At 68.8% G+C, this 21,639-nt stretch carries 24 protein-coding genes, 2 tRNA genes and 1 pseudogene; 11 read left to right on the top strand and 16 right to left on the bottom strand.

All coding sequences use genetic code 11. From position 1 onward, the window contains the following. Positions 1-33 precede the first annotated feature (33 nt). From APQ99_RS07915 to APQ99_RS07905, 3 genes are all read left to right on the top strand, one after another. Complete coding sequence (locus tag APQ99_RS07915; protein ID WP_136361056.1) at positions 34-450, top strand: hypothetical protein; 417 nt, start codon at positions 34-36, stop codon at positions 448-450. A gap of 41 nt (positions 451-491) precedes the next feature. Further along, positions 492-923, top strand: coding sequence for a VanZ family protein (locus APQ99_RS07910; protein ID WP_136361057.1), 432 nt, complete (start codon positions 492-494; stop codon positions 921-923). A 165-nt stretch (positions 924-1,088) separates the two neighbouring features. After that, entirely contained in the window at positions 1,089-1,880 is a 792-nt protein-coding gene (locus APQ99_RS07905; protein WP_136361058.1) for a molybdopterin synthase, read from the top strand. 3 nt (positions 1,881-1,883) lie between these two features. On the opposite strand, the gene ubaA is transcribed toward APQ99_RS07905, so the two are convergent. After that, positions 1,884-2,720: an SAMP-activating enzyme E1 gene (gene ubaA / locus APQ99_RS07900; protein WP_010902012.1), complete on the bottom strand. Its 837-nt coding sequence runs from the start codon at positions 2,718-2,720 to the stop codon at positions 1,884-1,886. A 124-nt stretch (positions 2,721-2,844) separates the two neighbouring features. Between ubaA and moaA the strand changes: the two genes are divergently transcribed. Further along, positions 2,845-3,918, top strand: coding sequence for a GTP 3',8-cyclase MoaA (gene moaA, locus APQ99_RS07895; RefSeq protein WP_136361059.1), 1,074 nt, complete (start codon positions 2,845-2,847; stop codon positions 3,916-3,918). A 9-nt stretch (positions 3,919-3,927) separates the two neighbouring features. Here moaA and APQ99_RS07890 read toward each other — a convergent pair whose 3' ends face one another. From APQ99_RS07890 to APQ99_RS07865, 6 genes are all read right to left on the bottom strand, one after another. Next, on the bottom strand, positions 3,928-5,823 hold the full coding sequence (locus tag APQ99_RS07890; protein WP_136361060.1) for a molybdopterin biosynthesis protein: 1,896 nt from the start codon (positions 5,821-5,823) through the stop codon (positions 3,928-3,930). Beyond that, positions 5,820-7,043 carry a molybdopterin molybdotransferase MoeA gene (locus tag APQ99_RS07885; protein ID WP_136361061.1) on the bottom strand — a complete coding sequence of 408 codons (1,224 nt, stop codon included), beginning with the start codon at positions 7,041-7,043 and terminating at the stop codon, positions 5,820-5,822. The genes APQ99_RS07890 and APQ99_RS07885 overlap by 4 nt, the downstream gene beginning before the upstream one ends. A gap of 55 nt (positions 7,044-7,098) precedes the next feature. Beyond that, positions 7,099-7,836: a protein-L-isoaspartate O-methyltransferase family protein gene (locus APQ99_RS07880; protein ID WP_136361062.1), complete on the bottom strand. Its 738-nt coding sequence runs from the start codon at positions 7,834-7,836 to the stop codon at positions 7,099-7,101. Positions 7,837-7,858: 22 nt separating this feature from the next. Beyond that, entirely contained in the window at positions 7,859-8,773 is a 915-nt protein-coding gene (locus tag APQ99_RS07875; RefSeq protein WP_136361063.1) for a hypothetical protein, read from the bottom strand. Between the two features lie 64 nt (positions 8,774-8,837). Then, the gene (locus APQ99_RS07870) at positions 8,838-9,503 is read right to left on the bottom strand and encodes an HVO_0476 family zinc finger protein (RefSeq protein ID WP_010902018.1); all 666 of its coding nucleotides are present in this window, start codon (positions 9,501-9,503) and stop codon (positions 8,838-8,840) included. A gap of 59 nt (positions 9,504-9,562) precedes the next feature. Continuing rightward, the gene (locus APQ99_RS07865) at positions 9,563-10,504 is read right to left on the bottom strand and encodes an aminopeptidase (RefSeq protein ID WP_136361064.1); all 942 of its coding nucleotides are present in this window, start codon (positions 10,502-10,504) and stop codon (positions 9,563-9,565) included. Positions 10,505-10,627: 123 nt separating this feature from the next. On the opposite strand from APQ99_RS07865, the gene APQ99_RS07860 reads away from it, so the two are divergent. Together APQ99_RS07860 and APQ99_RS07855 are read left to right on the top strand one after the other, a co-directional pair. Continuing rightward, the gene (locus tag APQ99_RS07860; protein ID WP_010902020.1) at positions 10,628-11,635 is read left to right on the top strand and encodes a type II glyceraldehyde-3-phosphate dehydrogenase; all 1,008 of its coding nucleotides are present in this window, start codon (positions 10,628-10,630) and stop codon (positions 11,633-11,635) included. Between the two features lie 80 nt (positions 11,636-11,715). Next, the gene (locus tag APQ99_RS07855) at positions 11,716-12,102 is read left to right on the top strand and encodes an Hsp20/alpha crystallin family protein (protein WP_010902021.1); all 387 of its coding nucleotides are present in this window, start codon (positions 11,716-11,718) and stop codon (positions 12,100-12,102) included. Positions 12,103-12,107: 5 nt separating this feature from the next. Here the strand turns inward: APQ99_RS07855 and APQ99_RS07850 are convergent, their stop codons facing one another. The 7 genes and pseudogenes from APQ99_RS07850 to APQ99_RS07820 form a co-directional block, all read right to left on the bottom strand. Further along, positions 12,108-12,965 (bottom strand): ATP-grasp domain-containing protein, encoded by an 858-nt coding sequence (locus tag APQ99_RS07850; RefSeq protein WP_136361065.1) that lies wholly within the window; start codon positions 12,963-12,965, stop codon positions 12,108-12,110. Between the two features lie 95 nt (positions 12,966-13,060). Continuing rightward, a complete protein-coding gene (locus APQ99_RS07845) occupies positions 13,061-13,591 on the bottom strand; it encodes a 50S ribosomal protein L16 (RefSeq protein ID WP_010902023.1) in 531 nt (176 codons plus the stop codon). Positions 13,592-13,792: 201 nt separating this feature from the next. Beyond that, complete coding sequence (locus APQ99_RS07840) at positions 13,793-13,987, bottom strand: cold-shock protein (protein WP_012289092.1); 195 nt, start codon at positions 13,985-13,987, stop codon at positions 13,793-13,795. A 115-nt stretch (positions 13,988-14,102) separates the two neighbouring features. After that, complete coding sequence (locus APQ99_RS07835; RefSeq protein WP_010902025.1) at positions 14,103-14,759, bottom strand: HAD family hydrolase; 657 nt, start codon at positions 14,757-14,759, stop codon at positions 14,103-14,105. Positions 14,760-14,815: 56 nt separating this feature from the next. Further along, positions 14,816-15,787, bottom strand: a complete 972-nt coding sequence (locus APQ99_RS07830; RefSeq protein WP_136361066.1) for a C-terminal binding protein — start codon at positions 15,785-15,787, stop codon at positions 14,816-14,818. A gap of 122 nt (positions 15,788-15,909) precedes the next feature. Further along, positions 15,910-16,368, bottom strand: a complete 459-nt coding sequence (locus tag APQ99_RS07825; protein ID WP_235157035.1) for a hypothetical protein — start codon at positions 16,366-16,368, stop codon at positions 15,910-15,912. Between the two features lie 166 nt (positions 16,369-16,534). After that, positions 16,535-17,017 (bottom strand): annotated as a pseudogene (locus APQ99_RS07820) (IS6 family transposase); the annotation flags it as partial. Positions 17,018-17,157: 140 nt separating this feature from the next. Here APQ99_RS07820 and APQ99_RS07815 point away from each other — a divergent pair. After that, positions 17,158-17,823, top strand: a complete 666-nt coding sequence (locus tag APQ99_RS07815) for a hypothetical protein (RefSeq protein WP_136361068.1) — start codon at positions 17,158-17,160, stop codon at positions 17,821-17,823. Positions 17,824-18,167: 344 nt separating this feature from the next. On the opposite strand, the gene APQ99_RS07810 is transcribed toward APQ99_RS07815, so the two are convergent. Next, positions 18,168-18,241 (bottom strand) — tRNA-Phe (locus APQ99_RS07810). Between the two features lie 307 nt (positions 18,242-18,548). Between APQ99_RS07810 and APQ99_RS12835 the strand changes: the two genes are divergently transcribed. From APQ99_RS12835 to APQ99_RS07795, 3 genes are all read left to right on the top strand, one after another. Further along, on the top strand, positions 18,549-18,917 hold the full coding sequence (locus APQ99_RS12835) for a type IV pilin (RefSeq protein ID WP_148889166.1): 369 nt from the start codon (positions 18,549-18,551) through the stop codon (positions 18,915-18,917). Positions 18,918-18,981: 64 nt separating this feature from the next. After that, positions 18,982-19,659: a helix-turn-helix domain-containing protein gene (locus APQ99_RS07800; protein WP_136361069.1), complete on the top strand. Its 678-nt coding sequence runs from the start codon at positions 18,982-18,984 to the stop codon at positions 19,657-19,659. Positions 19,660-19,763: 104 nt separating this feature from the next. Next, positions 19,764-20,546, top strand: coding sequence for an SDR family NAD(P)-dependent oxidoreductase (locus APQ99_RS07795; protein WP_136361070.1), 783 nt, complete (start codon positions 19,764-19,766; stop codon positions 20,544-20,546). A gap of 435 nt (positions 20,547-20,981) precedes the next feature. Here APQ99_RS07795 and APQ99_RS07790 read toward each other — a convergent pair. Beyond that, positions 20,982-21,055, bottom strand: a tRNA-Val gene (locus APQ99_RS07790). Between the two features lie 82 nt (positions 21,056-21,137). Between APQ99_RS07790 and APQ99_RS07785 the strand changes: the two genes are divergently transcribed. After that, on the top strand, positions 21,138-21,629 hold the full coding sequence (locus tag APQ99_RS07785) for a DUF192 domain-containing protein (RefSeq protein ID WP_244289010.1): 492 nt from the start codon (positions 21,138-21,140) through the stop codon (positions 21,627-21,629). Positions 21,630-21,639 lie beyond the last annotated feature (10 nt).

Genomic DNA, 21,639 nt, shown 5'->3' with positions numbered 1-21,639 from the left:
ACCCACTTGGAGCGGGCCGAGCGTGCGACCAGCATGACATCCATAACGACGCTCCGGGAGCGAGCGACGGCCGCAATGGGTGGGTCGCGGATCGCCCGCACAGCCCGCACGGTCGCCTCGACGGCCGCCGCGTTCGTCACGGAGTCGTTTCTCTACGGCTGGCTGACCGCCGAACCGGACCCCGACGTGGTCGTCATCGACCTGCGAGACACACGCACCGTCGGCCCGTTCATCACCGTCCTCACACGCGTCGTCGGGTGGCTGGCGCCGATCTACCGGGAGTCCGTCCTCGCGGACGGTGTCACCGCCCTCGGCGCGTTGCTGGCGTGGGTCGCCGACACTCAGGCGGGGCGCGCGCTGGCCGCGCTCTTTGAACCCCCAGCCCCACCGGCCGATGACGCCGCCGCCGCTCAGACCGAGGGGGAGCCGCCGGATCGCGACGCCGAGTGAGGACCACTACGAATTTACGCCCCCCGTCGGATCTTTGGCTCGTGCGCCGATTCCCGTTCCCCCTCGTCCCCAAGTGGCTGCGCTATCTCGGTGCTGCCACCGTTGCCGGGGTTCTACTGTACTATTCGGTGCTGTCACCGCCGCCAGTCGCGCCCCCAAGGCCGGACCCACTCTGGGACAAGAAACTCCACTTGCTTGGCTATCTCTGCCTCGGCCTCGCGCTCGCGTACGCCACCGCGCACCGCCGCGACACGATCCTGACGCGCATCGCCGTCGTGCTCGTGCTCGCGGTCGGCTACGGCCTCCTCATCGAAGGCCTCCAGGCCACCCAGCCAGGCCGCCATCCCTCCCTCAACGACGCACTCGCCAACACCATCGGGGCGCTCCTCGCGAGCGCCTGGTTCGTCGTCGAACGGGGGGTGCGCTACGTGCGCCCGCTCGAGTCGACGGATCCAATCGATGCCGGCCAGTAGGGCCAGGCAGCCGCCCGCCCCGCGTCCGGGGCCGCGAGTGACGACTGCGTTCCGCTGTCCCGGTGCGTCCCGGTCGTGGCGCGTTGCTGGTCCCGTGCCGGCGGCCCCGTGGTCCCTACGGCCCAACGGGCGACCCTTATCACGCCCGCCCGCCAACGCCCGCGCATGAAGGCTCTCTCGGTCGTCGGCCCCGCTGCCGACACGGACGCGGCCGCCGCCGCAGTCGCCGCTGCACTCCGGCCACGCGGGCGAGTCGCGACGGTCCGACGGGACGACACAGTCACCACGCCCGCGTCGACCGCGCGCTCGGTTTCGCTCAGTGACCACGGCGCGTGGACGGCCAGCGGCGTGGATCGCACGCTCGACGACGTGCTTGCGGACCTCGCGCCCGCGTTCGACTACGTCATCGTCTACGGGTTCCCGGACGCCGCCCTTCCGACGGTTGCGCTCGGCGACCACGACGCCACCGACCCCGACGTGACCGCCCCCAGCGCCGACGCCCTCGACACCGAAGCGGTCCTCGCGGCCGTCGAGGACGCCCCCGTGCGGGAGACGCTCGACTCGTTGGTTGCGAGCGTCAAATCCCACGAGGATAGCGAGTTCGCCGGCGCGATCGCGACGTTCACGGGGCGCGTGCGCGAACGCGACGAGCCCGACGACACGCCGACACAACACCTGGAGTTCGAGCGCTACGACACCGTCGCCGAGCAGCGCATGGCCACCATCCGCGAGCAGCTCTGCGAGCGCGACGGCGTCTACGACGTTCGCATGCACCACCGTACGGGCGTCGTGCCCGCGGGCGACGACGTGGTCCACGTGGTGGTGCTTGCCGGGCATCGTGGCGACGCGTTCCGAGCGGTCTCGGACGGGATCGACCGCCTCAAAGACGAGGTCCCGCTGTTCAAAAAAGAGGTCACCGTCGATGACGCCTTTTGGCGCCACGACACCCCCGAGTAGCCGTCACTCCGTGGTGGCGTCGCCGGTGACCGCACACGACTCCGTGTACGCGACCTCCTGGACGGAGTCAACCACGGGACTGTCCCCACAGATCGGGCACTCCGGGCGCTGTGCGAGCGCCACCGTCTCGAAGGACATGTCCGCGGCGTCGTAGAACAGCAGCCGGCCGTCCAAGGAGTCGCCCACGCCCAGGATGTGCTTCACCGTCTCGGTGGCTTGGATCGACCCGATCGTTCCCGGGAGCACGCCGAGGACGCCCGCGGTCGCGCAGTCGGGGACCGTCCCGGCGGGCGGGGCTTCCGGGAACAGGCACCGATAACACGGCCCGTCGTCGCCGCCCGTGAACGTCGTGACCTGCCCCTCGAACTGGAAGATCGCGCCATGCGAGAACGGCACGCCAGCCAGCGTGCAGGCGTCGTTGATGAGGTACCGCGTCCGGAAGTTGTCCGAGGCGTCCACGACGACGTCGTAGGCCGCGATCAGGTCGGTGACGGTGTCGGCGGTGACGCGCTGGTCGTGGCGCTGCACGTCGACATCGGGGTTCAGCGTGTCGACGAACGCCGCGGCGCTGTCGACTTTCTGCTCGCCCACGTCGTCGGTGCCGTGGATGGTCTGGCGCTGCAGGTTCGACAGCTCCACGGCGTCGTCGTCGGCGATGCCGATGGTGCCGACGCCGGCGGCCGCGAGGTACTGGATGACCGGCGATCCGAGGCCGCCAGCGCCGACCACGAGCACGGCCGCCTCGCGGAGCGCCGCCTGTCCGGTCGCCCCCACGTCGTCCATGATGATGTGTCGGGAGTACCGGTCCAGCTGTGTCGCGTCCAACTCCAGCCCGCTCATGTGGCGGCTTGGGTGGACCGCGGCAAAAGCCCACCGGGCGGGCTGTCGTGCGGGCAGCCGGACCCGCCGAGGCCACCGCGTGGCCACTGCTTAAATGCGTCCGGTGCCAGGCACTAGCGAGACGATGCTTGAGGACGACTTCGGGCGGGACGTGTCCGGCGTCCGCGTCTCGCTGACAGACCGCTGCAATTTCGACTGCGTATACTGCCACAACGAGGGGCTCGGCGACACCCGCGGCCCGATGGACCCCCGCGAGAACGAGCTGTCCACGGACCGCGTCGTGCGGTTCCTCTCCGTCGCCCACGAGTTCGGCGTCGACGCCGTGAAGCTCACCGGCGGCGAGCCGATGCTGCGCTCCGACCTCGAAGCCATCATTCGGCGCACCCCCGACGACATGGCGGTGTCGATGACGACCAACGGCACCTTCCTGCCGGGCCGGGCCGCCGACCTCGTCGACGCCGGCCTCGAACGCGTCAACATCTCCCAGGACGCCATGGACAACGACGCCTTCGCGGAGCTCACCCAGAGCGGCGCCTACGACGCCGTCCTGGAGGGCGTCGAGGCGGCGCTCGACGCCGGACTGGCACCCGTGAAACTGAACATGGTCGTGTTCGAGCCGACCGCGGGCTACGTCCCCGAGATGGTCGATCACGTCGCCGCCCGGGACGGCCTCCGGCTGCAGCTCATCGAGTACATGCCCGAGCTCGCCGGCCACCCCGAGTGGGCCATCGACATCGACCGCGTCCACGACTGGCTGGCCGACCGCGCCGACCGCATCGAAACCCGCGAGATGCACGACCGCCGCCGCTACTGGGTGTCCAGCCAGGACGCCGGCTCCACGGCCGACGACGCCGCCCAGTCCGTCACGCCGGACGGCGGCGCCCACCCCGACCAGGGCATGGTCGAAATCGTCGACCCCGTCGGGAACCCGCAGTTCTGCGCGAACTGCCACCGCGTTCGGCTCACGCACGACGGCTACCTCAAGGGCTGTCTGAACCGCAACGACGACCTCCGCGGGATCGGCGAAACCACCCAGTCGATGCGCGCGGCGTTCCGGGAGACCGTCGCCAACCGGGTTCCGTACTACGGCGAGTACATGACCCGGACCGACGACGGCGGCTGGGAGATCAACGACGACTACCTCGACGTCGAGGGCGACCGCGACCCCTACGAGTACGCCGCCGACGACTCCGCGTAGCGCCCGCGCTCACTGTGGGTCGATGCCCTCCAGCGGTGCCGCCAGCCCGCCGCAGTCATCGAGGGCGGCCGCGAGATCACGAACCCCCGGCTTGTCGACGCGGTCGGGGGCGGCCACGACGGTCACGGACTGCGTGCCCAGCGGGACGAACCCGAGATCGAGGCTGGCCGCCGTCGCAGCCAGCCCGAGCCCCGCGTCGGCGTCGCCCGCCGCGACCTTCCGCGCCGGGCTCTCGTGGGCGGTCGTGGTCAGCTCGTAGCCGTCGATGGCGTCGGTAAGCGCCCCGCGGCTCGCGGGACGCTCGGCTGCCAGCGCCGCGATGGCGTCGTCGAAGCACCGCCGCAGCCCCGACCCACGAGCGCGGTTCACCAGCCCCAGGTCTCGGTCGACGAGATCCGCAACCGAGTCGACGCCCGCGGGGTTCCCGGCGGGCACGACTATCCCCCACTCGCGGGTCCAGCCGCCGAGGGAAACAGCGTCGCCGTCGGGCGTCGCCGGGCCGGCAACCACGACCACGTCCGGGACGCCCTCTCGGAGCCGCCGCAGCCCCTCACGGGTGCCCACGGGCAGGAACCGCGGCCGGGCAACGTCGTCCAGCACGCGCGAGAACAGCGGGTCGTCCTCGCCGACGGCCAACACTCGCGGGGCCCGCGCGTCCGGCGCGAACAGCGCCACGTCAACGGAGTCGCCGGCGGCCACGTACGCGGTGTCGGCGGGCACCGTCACGGTGCCGTCGGCGTCCACCAGGCTCGTGGTCGCGCCGCTGCCCTTGTCCACGGGGTACACCAGGCGGTCGCCGGTGCCGTCCTCGACCAGCCCCACTGGGAGCAGCCGCCGCCGCCCCTCCGCGGAGCGCTCCTGGCGCGCCATCTCCCCGGTCACCACCGTCGGCTCGGGCTGGCCCCGGCCGGCGGCTTCGCGGACGACCGGCGCAACGAACACCCGGAAGATGGTCAGCGCCGACACCGGATAGCCCGGCAGTCCGACGTACGCCGTCCCCTCGATCTCCCCGACGAGCATGGGCTTGCCGGGTTTCACCGCGACCCCATGCAACAGCAGGTCGCCGCGCTCCTCGGCCACCCGGTAGATGACGTCCACCGCGCTCGCGGACGTCGACCCCGAGGACAACACGAGATCGCAGTCGGCGGCGCTCTCCACGAGCAGCCGCTCCATCTCCGCGTAGTCGTCGCCCGCGTGGGGGTACACCACCGGCTCGCCGCCCGCCGCCTCCACGGCGGCCGCGATCGTGTGGCTGTTCACGTCGTGGATCTGGCCGGCCGCGCTGTCCAGGGGGTCGCCGGGCCGCACCAGCTCGTCGCCGGTCGAGATGATGCCCACGGTGGGCGCGCCCCGAACGCGCACCGACCCGACGCCCAGCGCCGACAGCACGCCGATCTCCCGGGCGGTCAGCTTCGTCCCCGGGCCGATTGCCCGCGACCCCGCAGCGATGTCCGCGCCCGCCAACATCACCGCGGTCCCGGGCGCGACGCTCGTCCGCACGTCGACCGCGTCGCCGCCGTCGGCCTCCGTCGTCGCCTCCACTTTCACCACCGCGTCAGCCCCCGGCGGCATGACCGCGCCCGTCGACACCACCACGGCGCGCCCGGCTGTCACCTCGACGGCCGGCTCCTCGCCGGCGTGCACCGTGCCCGCGACCGACAGCCGCGCCGGATCGGCTTCGCTCGCGCCGAACGTGTCCGCGGCCCGCACCGCGTACCCGTCCATGCTCGCGCGGTCGAACCCCGGCACGTCGATGGTGGCGTCCACGCGCTCCGCGAGCACGCGCCCCCGGGCCTCCGCCAGCGGCACCGTCTCGGGCGCCGGCGTCACGTCCAGGGCGGCCAGCACCTCCCGAGCGCGCGCCGGCGACGCGAGATCCCGGAACTCCCGGCGGTCGTCGCTCACGCCGACCACTCCCACTGTTCGACCGCCACGGTCGTTCCCGCGTCGTACCCCTCGCAGTCCTCGGGCACCACCACCCAGCCGTCCGCCAGCGCGACACTCGACAACACGCCCGACCCGCCCGCGCGCGTCGGCGTCACGGTCGGCCGCCCGTCCTCGTCGCCGTGTCGGGTCACGCGCACGAACGACCGCGTCCCCGGCTCGCTCGCGATCTTCCGCGCGAGCACGGCGTCAGTCGTCGGGTGAGCGGTCGCGGGAGCGTGGCCCACCGCCTTGAGAAGCGGGCGGAGGAACTGCACGGCGTTCACGATGGCCGCCACCGGATACCCCGGCAGCGCCACCACCGGCGTGTCGTCGACGACGCACAACGCCACCGGGTGCCCGGGCTGCAACGCCACCCCGTGCACGAGCACCGTCCCGAGGGCCGCGATCACCTCGGGTACGTGATCGCGCGCACCCACCGAGGAGCCGCCGGTGGTCACCACGACGTCGTGGCTGTCGACGGCCTCGCGGATCGCCGTCCGGAGGGCGGCCTCGTCGTCCGTGACGACACCGCGACGGGTCGGCACGCCGCCCCACCGCGAGACGTACTGGGCGACGGTCCCGCCGTTCGTTTCGACCACCTCCCCCGGCCCCGGGTCGGCGGCCACCAGCTCCTCGCCGGTCGGGATTACGCCCACCGTCGGGCGCTCGTACACCGCAACGGCGTCCACGCCCGCGGATTTCAGCAGCCCGAGGTCCGACGGCCGCAGCCGGTGGCCGGCGTCGTAGAGGTGTTGGCCGTCGCTCACGTCCTCCCCGATCGGCGCGACGTTCGCGCCGCCGGCCGCCGCCGCGAACACGTCGACCCGGTCGCCGCGGCGCTCGGCGTCCTCGATCATCACCACGGCGTCGGCACCCGCCGGCAGCTCGCTGCCCGTGTGCACGCGCACCGCCTCCCCCGGTCCCACGCTGCCGGTGCCCACGTCCAGGACGACCGGCGACCGATCACCCGCCCCGAACGTGTCCGCGGCGCGCACCGCGAACCCGTCCATGGCCGCCCGCTCGTAGTGGGGCACCGCGCGCGGTGCCTCGACGTCCGCTGCGAGCACGCGCCCGTCGGCGTCACCGAGCGCCACCCGCGCCGTGCGCGCCAGCGGGTCGACAGCCGACAGGAGGCGCTCGCGCGCCTCAGCCACCCGAGTCCGCTGCTTGAACCCGGCCGTCCTGCGGTCATCAGTCATACGCCACGCATGGCAACGAGCACGCAAAAACCCACGCGACGCCGGCCGCCCCCGGTTACGCGTCCTCCCAGTCGATCCACTCGCGCTCCCAGCCCGGGCGGGACTGCGCCGCCTCGCGCACGCGCTCGCGGTCCTCGCGCACGGTGCGGTTGCGCTCGACGGCGCTGGCCTGCTCGCCGGCCACCAGCAGCGGCGCGAACGACACCGGCCCATGCACGCCGACCGTCTCGCCGTCCCGAACGGACACCAGGCGCTGATCGCCGACGCCCTCCGGGAACACCAGCCGCCCGTCGGCCGCGAGCTGGCGGGCGAGCGCGTCCGGCACGCTGGCCGCCCCGGCCTCCACGAGCACGCGGTCGAACGGCGCGTACTCCGCCAGCCCCTCAGCGCCGTCCCGGCAGTCCACGAGCACGTCCTCGTACCCGGCGTCGGCGAGGTTCCCGCGCGCGTCGTACACGACCTGCCGGTCGATGTCCACGGCGTGCACGTGTGTCGGGCCGGCGATCTCCGCCAACACTGCCACCGTATACCCGACACCGGCCCCGACCACGAGCACGTCGTCGCCAGCCCGTGGCTCCAGCGCTCCCATCAGCCGCGCGACCGTCGACGGCGCGAGCACGCGCGTCCCGCGGTGTTCGAACGCCTGATCGGTGTACGCCCGATGCCCCGCGTCGACGAACTCGTGGCGGGGAACCGCACGCATCGCCGCGTCCGCCGGCCGCGCGTCCGCGAGCGCCGTCCCCGCGTCGAGGAGGCTGTCGACCATCTCCTCGCGCAACGCCCCAAACTCCATGTACGGGTATCCGCAGCCCAGCCTATTGAACTGCGCGCCTGCGGCCGGCCACCACGCGGTGCTCGGTCCCCGGCACGTCGCTCGTGCGCACGTCGGTGAGCCCGGCGTCCGCCAGCCACGACGCGACCCGGTCGGCGTCCCGGACCGCACCCCCCGGCGTCGTCGCCAGCAGCGCCGCCGACAGCCCGGGCGCACTGCCGAACGTGTCGACGACCGCGACGGTCCCGCCGGCCGCGCTGACCGACTCGCTTGCGGCCCTCACTACGTCCTGGGCCGCCGTCGGGGACCGCCGCGAGAGCGTGTGTGGGATCACCGCGAGGTCGGCGGCCGCGTCCACCGGCTCCGCCACGCCACCCCCAACGAGCTCCACGGGTTCGGCCGCGAGCACTGGCCGGATCGCGTCCACCACCCGGTCGTCGTGGTGTGCCGCCACGTCGAACCCCCGCCGCGCGCACTCCACGGCGTGGTGCCCCGCGTCGTCGCCCACGACAACCACCGACTCCGCGCCCGGCCGCTCGTGGACCGCCGCGGTCACCGCCGCCCGCACGGCCGCGTCGTCGCGGGCCGCCGCTGCCCCCAGGCGGTTGCGGAACGCGCGGTCGGTGTCGCCGCCGGCCGGTACGTCGTCGCCTTCCATCGCCGCCGGCAGCGCGACGAGCGCGTCCGCAACGTCGAGCGCGTGCGGCAGCGATCCGATCGACCGCACGTCGGTCTTCGTGATGAACCCCAGCATGCGGTTGGTCGGCTCCACGGCCCCCGACACCCACGTCAGGAACCCACGGTCCACGAGCACGGCCACGACGACCTCGGCGGCGCGCTCGGTCACGCCCGCCTGCTCGGCGACCGCCGCCGGCGTGTCAGCGCTGGCGACGAGCGCATCCAGTACGCCGGTTTCGCGGGCCGCTCGCAACACCAGCAGCGTCCGGAAGTCCTCCATACACGCCCGTGGGTGGCCGGGCCAAAAAACAGGACGGCTCCGGCAGCCCAGCGCGCTGGCCCGCCTACCAGGCCGACCAGGCGGCGCTCGACTCGTCGGCACCGTAGACGCGTTTCACGTCCTTCGCGAACACCGTGTCGCCGGCGTTCCCGAGCTTCGGGAACTTGTACTCGCCGGTGGCGGACTCCCGAACGTGGATGCCCTCCACTGTGAACTCCTCGTCGCCGAACGTCGCGGTCTCCCCCACGACGAACTCGAAGTCACCGGGCACGTGGAGCTCCAGACTCCGGCTGCCCTCGTCGCTGCCCTCCTTGGGGTGGACGGTCACGTCCACCGAGACGTTGTCGACGGCGCGCGTCCAGACGGTCTCGATGTCCTCGACGTCGGCCCGGGTCGTCCGGTCCTCGGGACCGACCTCGATGCTCGTCACGCGCACCTGCGCGATGGTCTCGGCGGTCTCCACGATGAACTCGTCGCCCTCGTAGACCGTCTCCTCGGGGTCGAACGACGTCTGTCCGGTGAACGACTCCCCGTCCTGGGACACCACCACGTCGACCGCTTCGGTGTCCTCTGTCTTGATCGGGTCCTTGTGCACGTGCCCGCACGCCCCGCACTCGACTGTCGCGTGGCCCCCGCCGGTCGTCACGACCTCGTGGACCGTCTCCAAATCCGGGGAACAGGACGGACACGACAGCCCAACCTGCTCGCCAGCCTCAACTCCGTGGTTCATACAGCCGCGTTGTCCGCGCGGACGTAAAAACACGCGGAGTCACGCCCCACCGGGCTCGGCTACGGCTGGGGCAACTCGACTTCCTCGCCGTCCGCGTAGACGGTGGGCTCCCGAATGATGCCGTCGAGGTGCAGCGGCGCGTCGGTGTCGCCGCCGATCCCGGCGTCGTCGCCGATGGCGATGTGGACGGTGCCGGCGGCCTTCTCGTCCAGCAGGACGCTGCCCACGAGTTCGGTGACCGCGACGTTCGTCCCGATGCCCAGCTCCGCCAGGTTGTACGCGTCCTCGCCGACCTCCTCGCTGCCCGCCTCGACTTGCTCGCGCACCTGGTCGTCGGAGATCTCGGTCACGACGCCGTCCGCGACCTCGAAGCGCAGCTCCTCGTCGTCGAGTTTCCCGTGGGGCATCATCGTGCCGTCAACGACGTACGTGCCGTTGGCGTCCGTCGGCGACACGAACACCTCGCCCGCGGGCAGATTCGAGAACTCGCCGCCCTCACGAACGATGCCGGTGTCGTCGCGCCACGCGCGGTCGCCCGCCTCGAACGTGATGTCGGTCCCCAGCGGCGTGGTCACGCGGACCTCCGTGGCGTCCGCGACCTGCGCGAGCACGTCCTCGCAGTGGGCTTCGATGGTCTCGTAGTCGGCGTCCAACCCCGTGGTGAACACGTCCGCGGTGATCCCCGGCAGGGTCGCGCCCCGCGCCCCGGCGTCGTTGGCCGCGCCACGAGCGCGCGTGTGGCTCAGGCTCTTGGTCGTCGGTGCCACGAACACGTCGGCGTCGGCCATCGCCGCCGCAACCGGTGCGGGTGGCTCCTCGCCGTGCTGGTCGCCGGGCGGATACTGGAGCATCGTGGTGGCGTCGCTCACGTCGCGAGCGGCCTCGTAGATGGCGCGCCCGATCTCCTCGCGCTTGTCGTCCGTGACGACGACACACGACTCCTCGGGTTGCAGGCCAAGGCACTGTTCGACAGCGGTCTCCGCGGCGTCGCGCAGACTCATACTCGTAGGATCGACCGGCCGGTGGTTAGCGCTTTCGCTGCCCGCCCCCGCGCACAGTTCACTCCGGTTCTCGTAAATCCCTGCCTCGAAACGGTTATCCGGTGGCCCGTGGGACACCCTCGTATGATCCGCGTTGGCATCAACGGCTACGGCACCATCGGGAAGCGCGTCGCGGACGCCGTCGCCGCCCAACCCGACATGACCGTCGCCGGCGTCGCGAAAACCAGCCCCAACTTCGAGGCCACACAGGCCCGCAAACGCGGCTTCGACCTCTACACCGCCGTCGAAGACCGCGCCGACCAGTTCCCCGCAGCCGGCATCGAGACCGCCGGCCCCGTCGACGACCTCATCGCCGACAGCGATGTCGTCGTCGACGCCACACCCTCCGGCGTCGGCGCGGAAAACCGCAGCCGCTACGCGGCCCACGACACCCCCGCCATCTACCAGGGCGGCGAGGACGCCAGCGTCGCCGACGTCTCGTTCAACGCCCGCGCAAACTTCGAGGCGGCCGCCGACGCCGACCACGTGCGCGTCGTCTCCTGTAACACCACGGGCCTCTCCCGCCTGCTCGCGCCGCTGCGCGAACAGTACGGCATCGAGAAGGTGCGCGCCACGCTCGTGCGCCGCGGCGGCGACCCCGGCCAGACCGACCGCGGCCCCATCAACGACATCCTCCCCGACCCCATCACCATCCCCAGCCACCACGGCCCGGACGTCAACACGATCTTCCCGGATCTCGACATCGACACCCTCGGCATGAAAGTGCCGGCGACGCTGATGCATATGCACAGCATCAACGTCACCCTGGAACGCGACCCCGACGCCGCCGACGTCCGGGACGTGCTCGCCGGCCAATCCCGCATCATGCTGCTCGATGACGACCTCGGCATCGACGGTACCGGCCCGCTCAAGGAGTACGCCCAGGACATGGGCCGCCCCCGGGGTGACCTCTGGGAGAACTGCCTGTGGGGGGAGTCGGTCACCATGGACGGCCGGGACTTCTACTGCTTCCAAGCCATCCACCAGGAATCCGACGTCGTTCCCGAGAACGTCGACGCCGTCCGCGCCATCGCCGGCGACGCCGACGCCGCCGAATCCATCGCCACCACCAACGACGCCCTCGGCATCTGAGGCGCTCCCGCGGCGGCGCTGGCTGTGCACACAGTGACACAGCCCGAACCCTTTTCCACAGTCCACACTTACCTCGGGCCATGAGACGCGACGACCGGGATGACCCGTTTGATGACATTTTCCGGGAGATTGAACGCATGATGGAGGACATGATGGCCGACGGCCAGCGCCTCGACCGCGGCGACCAGTCCGGGTTCGCCTCCAGCACCCACGTCGACGTTCACGAAACCGAGGACGCGATCCGCGTCATCGCCGACCTCCCGGGCGTCGAGAAAGACGACATCTCCATCCAATGCGACGGCACGTCGGTCACCGTCAGCGCCCAGTCCGGCCACCGCGAATACGACGAACGCGTTGACCTCCCGGGGCGCGTCGACGCCCATTCCGGGGCCGCCACGTACAACAACGGCATCCTCGAAGTCGCGTTCGACCGCACGGAGTCCTCCACGAACATCGACGTCCAGTAACGCCGTCACGCCCGCCCGTCTCCGGCGGTCCGCCGAACCAACGCCGCCAGCCGATCGTAGAACTCAGCCTCGTACTTCGCGGTGTCGTCGATCGTCGGCCGCGCGTTCGTCTCCACGACCACCGCGCGCTCGTCGGTCGCCAGCACGTCCACGCCGAGCAACGACACGTCGAGCGCGGCGGCCGCGTCGACCGCCAGCGCGCGCAGCCGATCCGGCAGTGACACGCCCGCCGCGGTCGCGCCCTGGTGGACGTTGTGCTTCCAGCCCGCGCTGTCCCGCCGCACCGCGCCGACCACCTGGCCGTCGAGCACCATCACGCGGTAATCGGTGGCGTCGGGAACGAACGCCTGGATCAGATAGGACTTGTCGCCGGTCGCCCGGTAGTCGTGGACCAACTCCAGGTAGTCAGTCACCCCACCCAACGAATCCGGGTCCGAGACCTTCGTCACCCCGACGCCCCGCGTGGCCGAGTTCGGCTTCACCACCACCGGCGGCTCCAACGCCTCGAACACGCCTCTGACCGCGTCCTCGTCGGCCGGATTCGACACGTAGACGGTTTCAGGCACTGGCACGCCGGCGTCCGACAGCAGCGCCAGCGCCCCCGCCTTGTTCCGCGACCGCAACACGGCCTCGCGGCCGTTCACCCACGGCACGTCGATGAACGCGTCCACGACACCGCCCTCCATCAGCCGGCCCGGATAGACGAACCCCGCGTCGAAGCGATCCGCGTCAACCGGCGGCGCGTCGAGACGCGTCACCGAACCGGTGACCGTGACGTGTTCGGCGCGAACCCCGCGCTCGGCAAGTGGCTCCTGCATCCGCGCGAACGTCTCGGCGTCGTTGGCGACCGCCAGCCCCAGCATACGCCAGGCAGTCGGCGGTCCACGGGAAAAAAGGCGTGGCTCCACGGGTGACAGCAAGCCGGACCGAGAACCCGGCGTCTCGGGGTCGCGCTTCGCTACCGGACGAGCAGCGTCTCGCCGCGCTCGACGTTGATCTTGCACGGCGGCGTGATCTTGTTGTACGCGCGCCGGAACGCCTCCTTGACGGCGGCAGCCTGTTCGACCTCGCAGTAGGCCGTGAACAGCTGATCGCCGGGCTGGATGCGGGCCGCAGTGCCCACCGGGACGCCGAACGCCTGGCGCATCCCGTCGGAGACACGGTCGGCACCCGCGCCGGTCGCCTGCTTGTTCTCCCGAATGATCTGGTGGGGGAACTTGCGCAGCTGCATCTTGTAGTTGCCCTCACCGAGCTCCTTGATGAGGTGGCGGTTCGCTGACAGCCGCGCGGCCTCCAGGGAGCCATGACGGAGCTGGCACTCTTCCTGGGGAACAAGGCTGATCTGTACGGGATAGTCGTCGGCGTCGGCCTGCAGGTCGCCCATCTTGTGCTGGGCGATCTTCGAACCGGGGATGCCGGTGACGTAGTCCCGCCGCGTGTACGACGGCTTGTCGATCTTCCGGTACATGGAAGCCGGCTTCTCGGACATAGGTACTACCCGTGGCTCAGGGTCAGCGCGCGAATAAAGGCTTCGAAGCGTCGCCGAGCACGCCCGCTGCAGGCACCCGGCGCTCTCCGACGTGCCATCGCGCAGAAAACCGGCGCGTGGGCCGTGAGGCCACACCCGTCCGTTGTACTCCGTCGGTGGAGTACGCCACTCTGGAAACGATTCGTCTATACGGAATCCCGATTACAGACGGGTGAGGTTCGTTGCGCGCGGGCCTTTGTCGGCCTGCTCGATGTCGAACTCGACTTCCTGACCTTCCTCCAGGTCAGGACCGCCGACGTCCTCCATGTGGAAGAAAACGTCCTCGTCCGCGTCCTCAGTCTCGATGAAACCGTAGCCGCCAGTGTCGTTGAAGAAGTCAACTTCGCCTGTCGCCATTGCAACTGTACTGTGACGCCTCGCACTCATAACGCTTGTGGCCTGGCGGGACGCCCTCCCGCACCGCGTCCCGCGGCTGTTGGGCCCGCATCCGCCGCGATTCCGGGTGCACGCGCTACTCGCAGATGTCGTGCAGATCGCTGAGGCAGTCGATGTCCCAGGTCGGCCACGCGTTCAACTCCCAGCTCTCCCGGTGGGGGCGTCGAATGAACGCCGAATCGATGCCCGCGTTCTCCGCGGCCCGAATGTCGCTTTCGTTGTCCCCGACGAACAACGCGGTGTCGGCGTCCAGGTCCGCGAGCGCGCGGTCGATGTAATGGCTGTTGGGCTTCCGACGCTCCAGGCTCTGAATCGTCGGTTCGCGCCCGTACGCAGCGCCAAAGAGGTCCCGAACGCCGAAATGATCGAGCACGAAATCCACCGTTGCCTGCTGGTTCGACGACACGATCCCCATGTTCACGTTGAGGTCATGGAGGGTGTCGAGGTCGTCGTACAGCGTTTTCCGGCCCTCCCGGACTTCGTCGCGCTGGGCCTCCGTGAGCGCCCGGTCGCGCTCCGGCCAGAAGTCCTTCGGGGAGATCCCGTACCGGCTGCAGACGTCGCCGACTGTCTTCGGGGTCGCGCCGATCGTCATCGCTTCGACATCCTCGGGGTCTGGGTCGTCCACGTTGAACCGCCTGAACGTCTCCTCGGTGGCCCGCTCCAGCACGTCGTACCGGGTGCGGCCAACGAGAACCCCGTCGTTGTCGAACACGACGGTGTCGTAGGTCATGGTGGCAGTTGCGGCGTCAGACTCATAAGGGTTTCATCACCGCCACCCGCGCCGACTCACGCCACCCGCGTTCGCTCGGGCACCCCATCGCCGTCAGCCACCGCCGCCACCGTCCCCGCCAGCGACGCCACCAGTGACTCCGCCGCCGCCTCCGAATACCACCCGCAGTGCGGCGTCACGAGCACGTCACTGCGACCCACCAACGGCGACTCGACGGGCGGCTCCGTCGGCAACACGTCCAGCGCCGCCGCCGACACGGGGCCGTCCTCAAGCGCCCCTGCCAGGGCCGCGTCGTCCACGACGGCCCCGCGGCCGACGTTCACCACGACGGCACCCTCGGGGAGTCGGTTGCACGCCGCCTCGTCGACGAGCCCCCGCGTCTCCTCGGTCAACGGCGCAAACACCACCAGGACGTCCGACTGCGCGCAGACCGCCTCGAACTCCGCCATCGCCACGCCGTGGCGCTCGGCGGTCGCCGCGTCCACGTACGGGTCGTAGGCGATCACCGACTCCGCCACCGTCGTCGCTGTGTCCGCCACCCCGCGAGCGATCTCCCCGAACCCGACGAACCCCACTGTCGCGTCCGCCAGCCGCAGCGGAGCCGGCGCGTCGTTCCACGCCCACCCGCCGCGGCGCGTCTGCCGGTCGTACTCGTGGAGCCGGCGGGCAGCCCCGAACACCAGCGACAGCGCGTGCTCGCCGACCTCCCGGGTGCAGTACGACGGCGCGTTCGCCACTGCAACGCCGTGGTCGGCGGCCGCCGCACAGTCGATCGCGTCCACGCCGACGCCCGCCCGCACGATCGCGGCCACGTCGCCGTCGATCTCCGCGATGGTCTCCGCCGGCACCGGTGTCTCGGGACCGCCGACGACCACGTCAGCCCCGGTGTCGTCGACCGCAGCCACGAGCCCCTCACCCGTCTCCACCCGCCGGTGCTCGAACGCCACGTCCCGGGTCGCCCGGTCGGCCACCGCGTCCGGGAGCGCTCCCAACATCCCCATTCCGTCGCTTACCAGTACGGTGAACATGCGATACGCACGCTTCGCAGCGCCCCAGTGAATGCCTTCCCCCGGACACCATCCCCTGGGAATTTGGTACTGGGACTACACTGTGTCGCCGCGTCCCGGCTTCGGGTCCGCCCGCCGCGATCCTACGTCCGCGTTCCCGCTCCCGTTTTCGACGGCGCGTGTGTGCGCCGGCGCGGCACGGCCGGCGGCACGTCGTCGTCGGTCAGCGTCGTCCAGTCGAACGCCGGCACCAGCACGTCGAACGCGTCCTCGACGGTCACCGCACCGACCCCCACCGTCTCAGCGCTGTCCGGCCGGTACTCGTGGGCGTCGGCGACCGCCAGCCGTGGCGAGCGCCTCACACCCAACAGGCCCGGTGGGTGGTAGGTCACGGCCGACTGCGTCGCCACGTACAACGCGTGGCGGTCGTACGCGACCACCACACAGCCGTCATCGATGCCGTCGGCTGTCTGCACCGCCGCGTACACCACGTCACGATCCCAGCCCGGCACGCCCGCCACGTCACCCGGCTCGGTGACGTAGTAGCTGTGCCTGGCCGACGGTGCGAACACGTCCCGTCTTGATCGCGGGCCGACACGCATACCCGACCCTACCACCCGCGCCGCCATACGCCCACCGGCGGCTACGACCGCCCAGCCGTGCGACGGCGGCTCCCAACGGTCGTGTTCGTTGCGAGCCGTGATCCAGCGCGCGCAATCGACGCGACGTGGAGCCGGGTTCCAACTGGGGACGGTGATCCGGTCGTGTTTAGTTTAGCGAGTTGCACCATGTTGCGAAACTCTGAAGCCACGTTTCGGCTGTTTCCGGTTCGGCGTGACTGAAACAGTTTGAAAAAGAAGAGGTACGGCGTTTTACCTCACGGAAAACACGTTCGATGCTGTTCCGATTTTCGTTACGTTCAACCTGAAACCGGAGACCTGCTCGTTGCAGTGCAGTTTGGAGATGTCGGGCACCATCGACGAGAAACACGGCGGATTCGACATCGTGTTTCTCGCGGAGTTCCTGCAGGAACATCTCAGTCACCGCGGTCGTAGTCGTCGAACACAGCCGAATATGCAGTAATTCGTTCGTTTCTGGATTCGCCGCAGCGTACAGCCAGTACTGCTGACCGTTGATTCGAACCACTGTTTCGTCGAGTGCGATCTGATTCGGAGCTTTCCCACTGACTGGCTGCAGATCGGCTTTCTGCCCCCAATCGTGGATTGCTTTCCGCAAGCGTTTGACACCGAAATTTCAAGCTTAACTAAACACTTCCAATATATAACAGGAAACATTTACTCCCTGCCCGTTACTCCCCTGATATGCAATCATATACCCGTAGAGCAGTCCTCCTCGGTTGTCCGGCGAGCCTATTTTCACTCGCTGGCTGTGTGAGCACTGACGAGTCAACGACCGAACCCACCAGCCCGTCGAGCGGAGACAGCCCGACCGAAACCGAGACCACGGACAGACAGACTACTGGCGAACGGACAGGGACGACGGACGAGCGGACCACCGACGCCCCGTCCTACGACACCGACCTGGTCGAGGTGGGTGCCAGCGTGCTCGAAGCGGCGACTGCCGAGCGGCCAGCAATCATCGAACTCACAGTGACGAACCACCACGACATCGAGGTCCCGATTGTCCCAGGCGAGCGAAGCGGCGGCCCACTCGAGAACCTCCCGCGCTTCGAGGGGTCGGCCGGGGAGATTCAGCCTTTCCCGCGGGAACCGAAGCACGTTGAGTTCTATCAGGGGGCGCTCCCCGAGGAACCGACCCAGGGATGTTGGCGATGGCCGACGGACGTGACGGTCGCCGTCGAGGATCGCCCCTTCGAAGTATGGATCGAACCTGATGGGACCTATCGGATCCAGCATCAGCTTTACCACGCTTCCGATTCGGATTGTTTCCCAAATGGGACTTACACAGTAGACGCATCCCTTAAACTCGCAGAGTGGATGGAATCACTAGAATTAGATTCAAAATTATCACTTGAATATTTACTAACTGCTAAAAAAGAACGCTTAAATATTTCCGTTAAACGAACGAATAGTTGAATAGTCTGTATTTAGAAATAAAGACATTATATGAAAGGTTGATTTAGAGGTCGTGTTTAGTTTAGCGAGTTCCGGAAGAGCGCGAGGACCCCCTCATCAAGGACTACGTCGCGTTCTCCCGGGAGATCGGACTGCCAGTCGCACGGGAGTCTTGATAATTTCCAGGTGAGACTGTCGTACAAAGCTTTCTATGACACGCTGATCTGAGGGTAAACTCGTTCACCGCCGAATTGCCATCCCCGCCGAGACGTGCTCGCTTCGCGCGACTCGTCCGGTTCAAATCGCGGTCGGCGTCGTTTCTTCGACGGACCGCTCGCTACGCTCGCGGTTGCGTTCTCAGAATATGCCGCCTCCCGGATTTGAACCAGGGACAGCTCGATCTTCAGTCGAGTGCTCTCCCAGTCTGAGCTAAGGCGGCTCGTGTCCGTACTGATGCCGGGTGCAGAAAAAAGGGTTTCGAATCGCGGCGCTGTCACCCCCCCGGAGCCGCCGTATTTTGGTCGGCCTACATTTTCCCCCGGTACTTTTGTTCACTGTCCGTCGACGTGCCGTCCGGCTGGTTTGTCGTTGCCACACGTCATAGCGGGTATCGTCGGGGTCTACCCGTCAGGTGGGTTTAAGTACGTCCGGTATGTAGCCGTCCGTAGCCACACGCAGCGACCAGCGTGACGCGAACCCTCCGGGGGAGATCGTTCCAGCGGTGGTTGGCGTGGCAGGGTTCACAAATGACAGACCTCAGCCTCTTCGACACGGACGCGGACGAACGCGCTGTGTCGCCGGTCATCGGCGTGATTCTGATGGTAGCTATCACCGTGATCCTCGCGGCGGTCATCGCGACCGCAGTGCTTGGATTCGGTGACGGAAACCTCCAGAGCAACGCGCAAGCCGGCGTCACAGCCGAACAGCTCGACAACGGCTCCTACGATGTCACCCTCACCAAACTCGGTGACAACACCGAAGGCATCTACTGCAGCGACAAAGGGTACGACGAGAACGTCACTTCGGTGGGCAACCGACTCACTGGCTGCGGCGAGAACGCGAGTGTTGTTGCCTACACCAGTGGGAACGACACGCAAGTCGTCCGGACGCTGTAGAACGGCGACCACAGTCCGGCCTGGGGCCGGCTCGTTTATCCGACGTGAATCCTGAGACAGCCCCATGGCTATCGTCGCTGAGATCCTGCTCGCAGATCCCGACCTGCCACTGGTCAGCGTCGCGGACGCGATCCCCAGCGGGGAACTCTCGATTTCGAACTCCGTCCCGCTCGACGACGGGCGGCTGCTGTTCACGATCCGTGTCGCTGCTGACTCACAGGCGGCCTTCGAAGACGAGGCGCGCGCGCACCCACAGGTCACCAGCGTCTCCGAGATCGGCGCGACCGCCGACGGCTGGTTCTATCGGATCATCGTCGCCGACACCACGGGGCTGGTTGCCTCCCACGATCCGGCAGAGTTCGAAGGGGTCGCCTTGGAGGCCACCGTGACCGCCGACGGCATCCACGAACAGAAGGTGTTCTCGGACTACGACGCGCTGGCCACGCTCCGCGACCGGTGTGCGGTCAACGACATCCCGTTCGAGCTGGTGGCCATCGCATCCGACCCCGAACACCCCGGCGAGCGCGACCAGTTCGGCCTCACGGACAAACAGTATCGCGCCATCCGGACGGCGTTCGCCCGTGGATACTACGACTCGCCGCGGCAATGCTCGACCCGCGAGCTCGCCGCCGAGCTGGGTGTGTCGGCCGCCGCGGCGTCGGACCTGTTGCGCCGCGCGGAACGCCAGCTCATCGGCGAAACCGTCGGCCCCGAGCACGCCCGGCCGATGCATGCTCCGTGACGTGCACGCCACTGCTGGCCTGCCCACCACACACGCCATCCGTATATAAACCCCCGTACTGGTAAACACAGCACGCTCGTGGTTGCACCACGTACGACGACGTGATGGAAGCCGACTCAGACCCAACAGACGCGCAGTCCGCACACAACCACGAACTCGCCGGTGACGTCGCAATCGTCACGGGCGCGTCCTCGGGCATCGGCGAGGCCACCGCCGAAGCACTCGCCGCGGAGGGCGCTCACGTCGTCCTCGCAGCCCGCCGCGCCGACGAACTGGCGGCGCTCGCCGACCGCATCGAGGACACCGACGGTGACGCGCTCGTCGTCCCCACGGACATCACCGACGACGCCGCCATCGACGACCTCGTTTCGGAGACCGTCGACGAGTACGGCCGCATCGACATCCTCGTCAACAACGCCGGCGTCATGCTGCTCGAACCCCTGGAGCGGGCCGACCGCTCGAACCTCCGCCAGATGGTGGAGGTCAACCTGCTCGGGCTCATGAACCTCACCCACGCCGTCGTCCCGATCATGCAAGACCAGGACGCCGGCCACGTCGTCAACGTCTCCTCGGTCGCCGGCCGGCAGGCCGACGCCGACTCCAGCGGCTACAACGCCACCAAGTTCGGCGTGAACGCGTTCACCGACGCGATCCGCCAGGAGCTCACCAGCCAGGACATCCGCACCACCATCATCGAACCGGGGGCTGTCGACACCGAACTCTCCACGCACGTGCCCGACGAGCAAGTCCTCGAACGCTTCGCGGAGATGGACCTGCCCATGCTGCACCCCGATGACATCGCGCGCGGCATCGTCTACGCGACGAGCCAGCCACAGCGCGTGGACGTCAACGAACTCCTGATCCGCCCGACCGGCCAGGAACTGTAGGCCGCCATCCCCGCGGTATCGCTATCGAACACCCATCCATGTGGGCTTTCCCAGCGGTTCTGCTGCCCTCCGTTCTGTCGTGACTGACTCCTGGCTAGTGTAGAGTGACCGCCCAGCAGAATCCGGACGTGCACGCATTGCGTAGCCGTTTCGACAGCCAGCACGTGGCCCAGTCGGCCAGCAGTGGAACGACCGTCGACATCGAGAACCGGGGAGACGTTGTTGTATGAGCGTGAGGTTGAGCCGAGACTGGTGATGGAGTTTGGTGGCTGGGAAGGCTGGATATGTTCCGTGAGGACTACCTCCGGCAGTACTTGGTGAAAGCCCACTAGCGGGCGAGAGAGGGGGATTCGAACCAGATGAAGACTCACGTCGTTCGTCTTCCAGGGTCCGAACCGCCCTCGCTTCCCACGCTTGTTCGTTGCAGCAGACGAGTGGGTTCGGGCGGATTCGAACCACCGACCTCGGCCTTGTAAAGGCCGCGTCATGACCAACTAGACCACGAACCCGTACCCGTATCGTGCCGTTCGGTCGCAAAAACGGTTTCCTTTCGCCGCAACGACCAAAGCCGCCGCTGGCGTACACGTCGGCATGAGGTGGACCGCCCTTGTTGTCGCTGTGTTCGTCGTCGTTGCTGGCTGTGGTGGGTCGCCGATGGCCGCCCAGGATCCCCCATCGACCCCGGAGCCCGGAGATGCGCCGACGGTCACCGTCGTCGACGCGGACACGGGTGTCGAACACGGCAGCGTCGCGGTCGCGGTCGCAGCGACGCGCGGCGAGCGCTACACCGGGCTCAGCACTCGGGAGTCGCTGTCGGCCGACGAGGGGATGTTGTTCGTGCACGAGCGGGCCGGCAGCCGCGCGTACGTGATGCGGTCGATGGCGTTCCCGATCGACATCATCTACGTGGGGGCCGACCGCAACATCACGAGCATCCATCACGCGACGGTCCCCGACGGCGACGGGCCGTTGACCCGCTACGAGGGGCACGGCAAGTGGGTGCTTGAGGTGTCGCTCAACTGGACGGCCGCGCACAACGTCTCGGTTGGGGATCGGGTGCGGATCCCTGCGGCCGGCGAGTAACCAATCAACC

The sequence above is a fragment of the Halobacterium salinarum DSM 3754 genome (assembly GCF_008124605.1).
Lineage (GTDB): Archaea > Halobacteriota > Halobacteria > Halobacteriales > Halobacteriaceae > Halobacterium > Halobacterium salinarum.
The sequence above is the reverse complement of the archived record's forward strand: the minus strand, read 5'-3'. Positions and strand labels throughout refer to the sequence as shown.

Excerpts from the sequence above, each read along its gene's own strand:
- APQ99_RS07905 (WP_136361058.1), top strand. The coding sequence starts at position 1,089 with ATGAAGGCTCTCTCGGTCGTCGGCCCCGCTGCCGACACGGACGCGGCC.
- APQ99_RS07870 (WP_010902018.1), bottom strand. The coding sequence starts at position 9,503 with ATGAACCACGGAGTTGAGGCTGGCGAGCAGGTTGGGCTGTCGTGTCCG.
- moaA (WP_136361059.1), top strand. The coding sequence starts at position 2,845 with ATGCTTGAGGACGACTTCGGGCGGGACGTGTCCGGCGTCCGCGTCTCG.
- APQ99_RS07830 (WP_136361066.1), bottom strand. The coding sequence starts at position 15,787 with ATGTTCACCGTACTGGTAAGCGACGGAATGGGGATGTTGGGAGCGCTC.
- APQ99_RS07855 (WP_010902021.1), top strand. The coding sequence starts at position 11,716 with ATGAGACGCGACGACCGGGATGACCCGTTTGATGACATTTTCCGGGAG.
- APQ99_RS07800 (WP_136361069.1), top strand. The coding sequence starts at position 18,982 with ATGGCTATCGTCGCTGAGATCCTGCTCGCAGATCCCGACCTGCCACTG.
- APQ99_RS12835 (WP_148889166.1), top strand. The coding sequence starts at position 18,549 with ATGACAGACCTCAGCCTCTTCGACACGGACGCGGACGAACGCGCTGTG.
- APQ99_RS07875 (WP_136361063.1), bottom strand. The coding sequence starts at position 8,773 with ATGGAGGACTTCCGGACGCTGCTGGTGTTGCGAGCGGCCCGCGAAACC.
- APQ99_RS07860 (WP_010902020.1), top strand. The coding sequence starts at position 10,628 with ATGATCCGCGTTGGCATCAACGGCTACGGCACCATCGGGAAGCGCGTC.
- APQ99_RS07840 (WP_012289092.1), bottom strand. The coding sequence starts at position 13,987 with ATGGCGACAGGCGAAGTTGACTTCTTCAACGACACTGGCGGCTACGGT.
- APQ99_RS07915 (WP_136361056.1), top strand. The coding sequence starts at position 34 with ATGACATCCATAACGACGCTCCGGGAGCGAGCGACGGCCGCAATGGGT.
- APQ99_RS07850 (WP_136361065.1), bottom strand. The coding sequence starts at position 12,965 with ATGCTGGGGCTGGCGGTCGCCAACGACGCCGAGACGTTCGCGCGGATG.
- APQ99_RS07885 (WP_136361061.1), bottom strand. The coding sequence starts at position 7,043 with ATGACTGATGACCGCAGGACGGCCGGGTTCAAGCAGCGGACTCGGGTG.
- APQ99_RS07880 (WP_136361062.1), bottom strand. The coding sequence starts at position 7,836 with ATGGAGTTTGGGGCGTTGCGCGAGGAGATGGTCGACAGCCTCCTCGAC.
- APQ99_RS07825 (WP_235157035.1), bottom strand. The coding sequence starts at position 16,368 with ATGCGTGTCGGCCCGCGATCAAGACGGGACGTGTTCGCACCGTCGGCC.
- APQ99_RS07865 (WP_136361064.1), bottom strand. The coding sequence starts at position 10,504 with ATGAGTCTGCGCGACGCCGCGGAGACCGCTGTCGAACAGTGCCTTGGC.
- APQ99_RS07785 (WP_244289010.1), top strand. The coding sequence starts at position 21,138 with ATGAGGTGGACCGCCCTTGTTGTCGCTGTGTTCGTCGTCGTTGCTGGC.
- APQ99_RS07795 (WP_136361070.1), top strand. The coding sequence starts at position 19,764 with ATGGAAGCCGACTCAGACCCAACAGACGCGCAGTCCGCACACAACCAC.
- ubaA (WP_010902012.1), bottom strand. The coding sequence starts at position 2,720 with ATGAGCGGGCTGGAGTTGGACGCGACACAGCTGGACCGGTACTCCCGA.
- APQ99_RS07845 (WP_010902023.1), bottom strand. The coding sequence starts at position 13,591 with ATGTCCGAGAAGCCGGCTTCCATGTACCGGAAGATCGACAAGCCGTCG.
- APQ99_RS07835 (WP_010902025.1), bottom strand. The coding sequence starts at position 14,759 with ATGACCTACGACACCGTCGTGTTCGACAACGACGGGGTTCTCGTTGGC.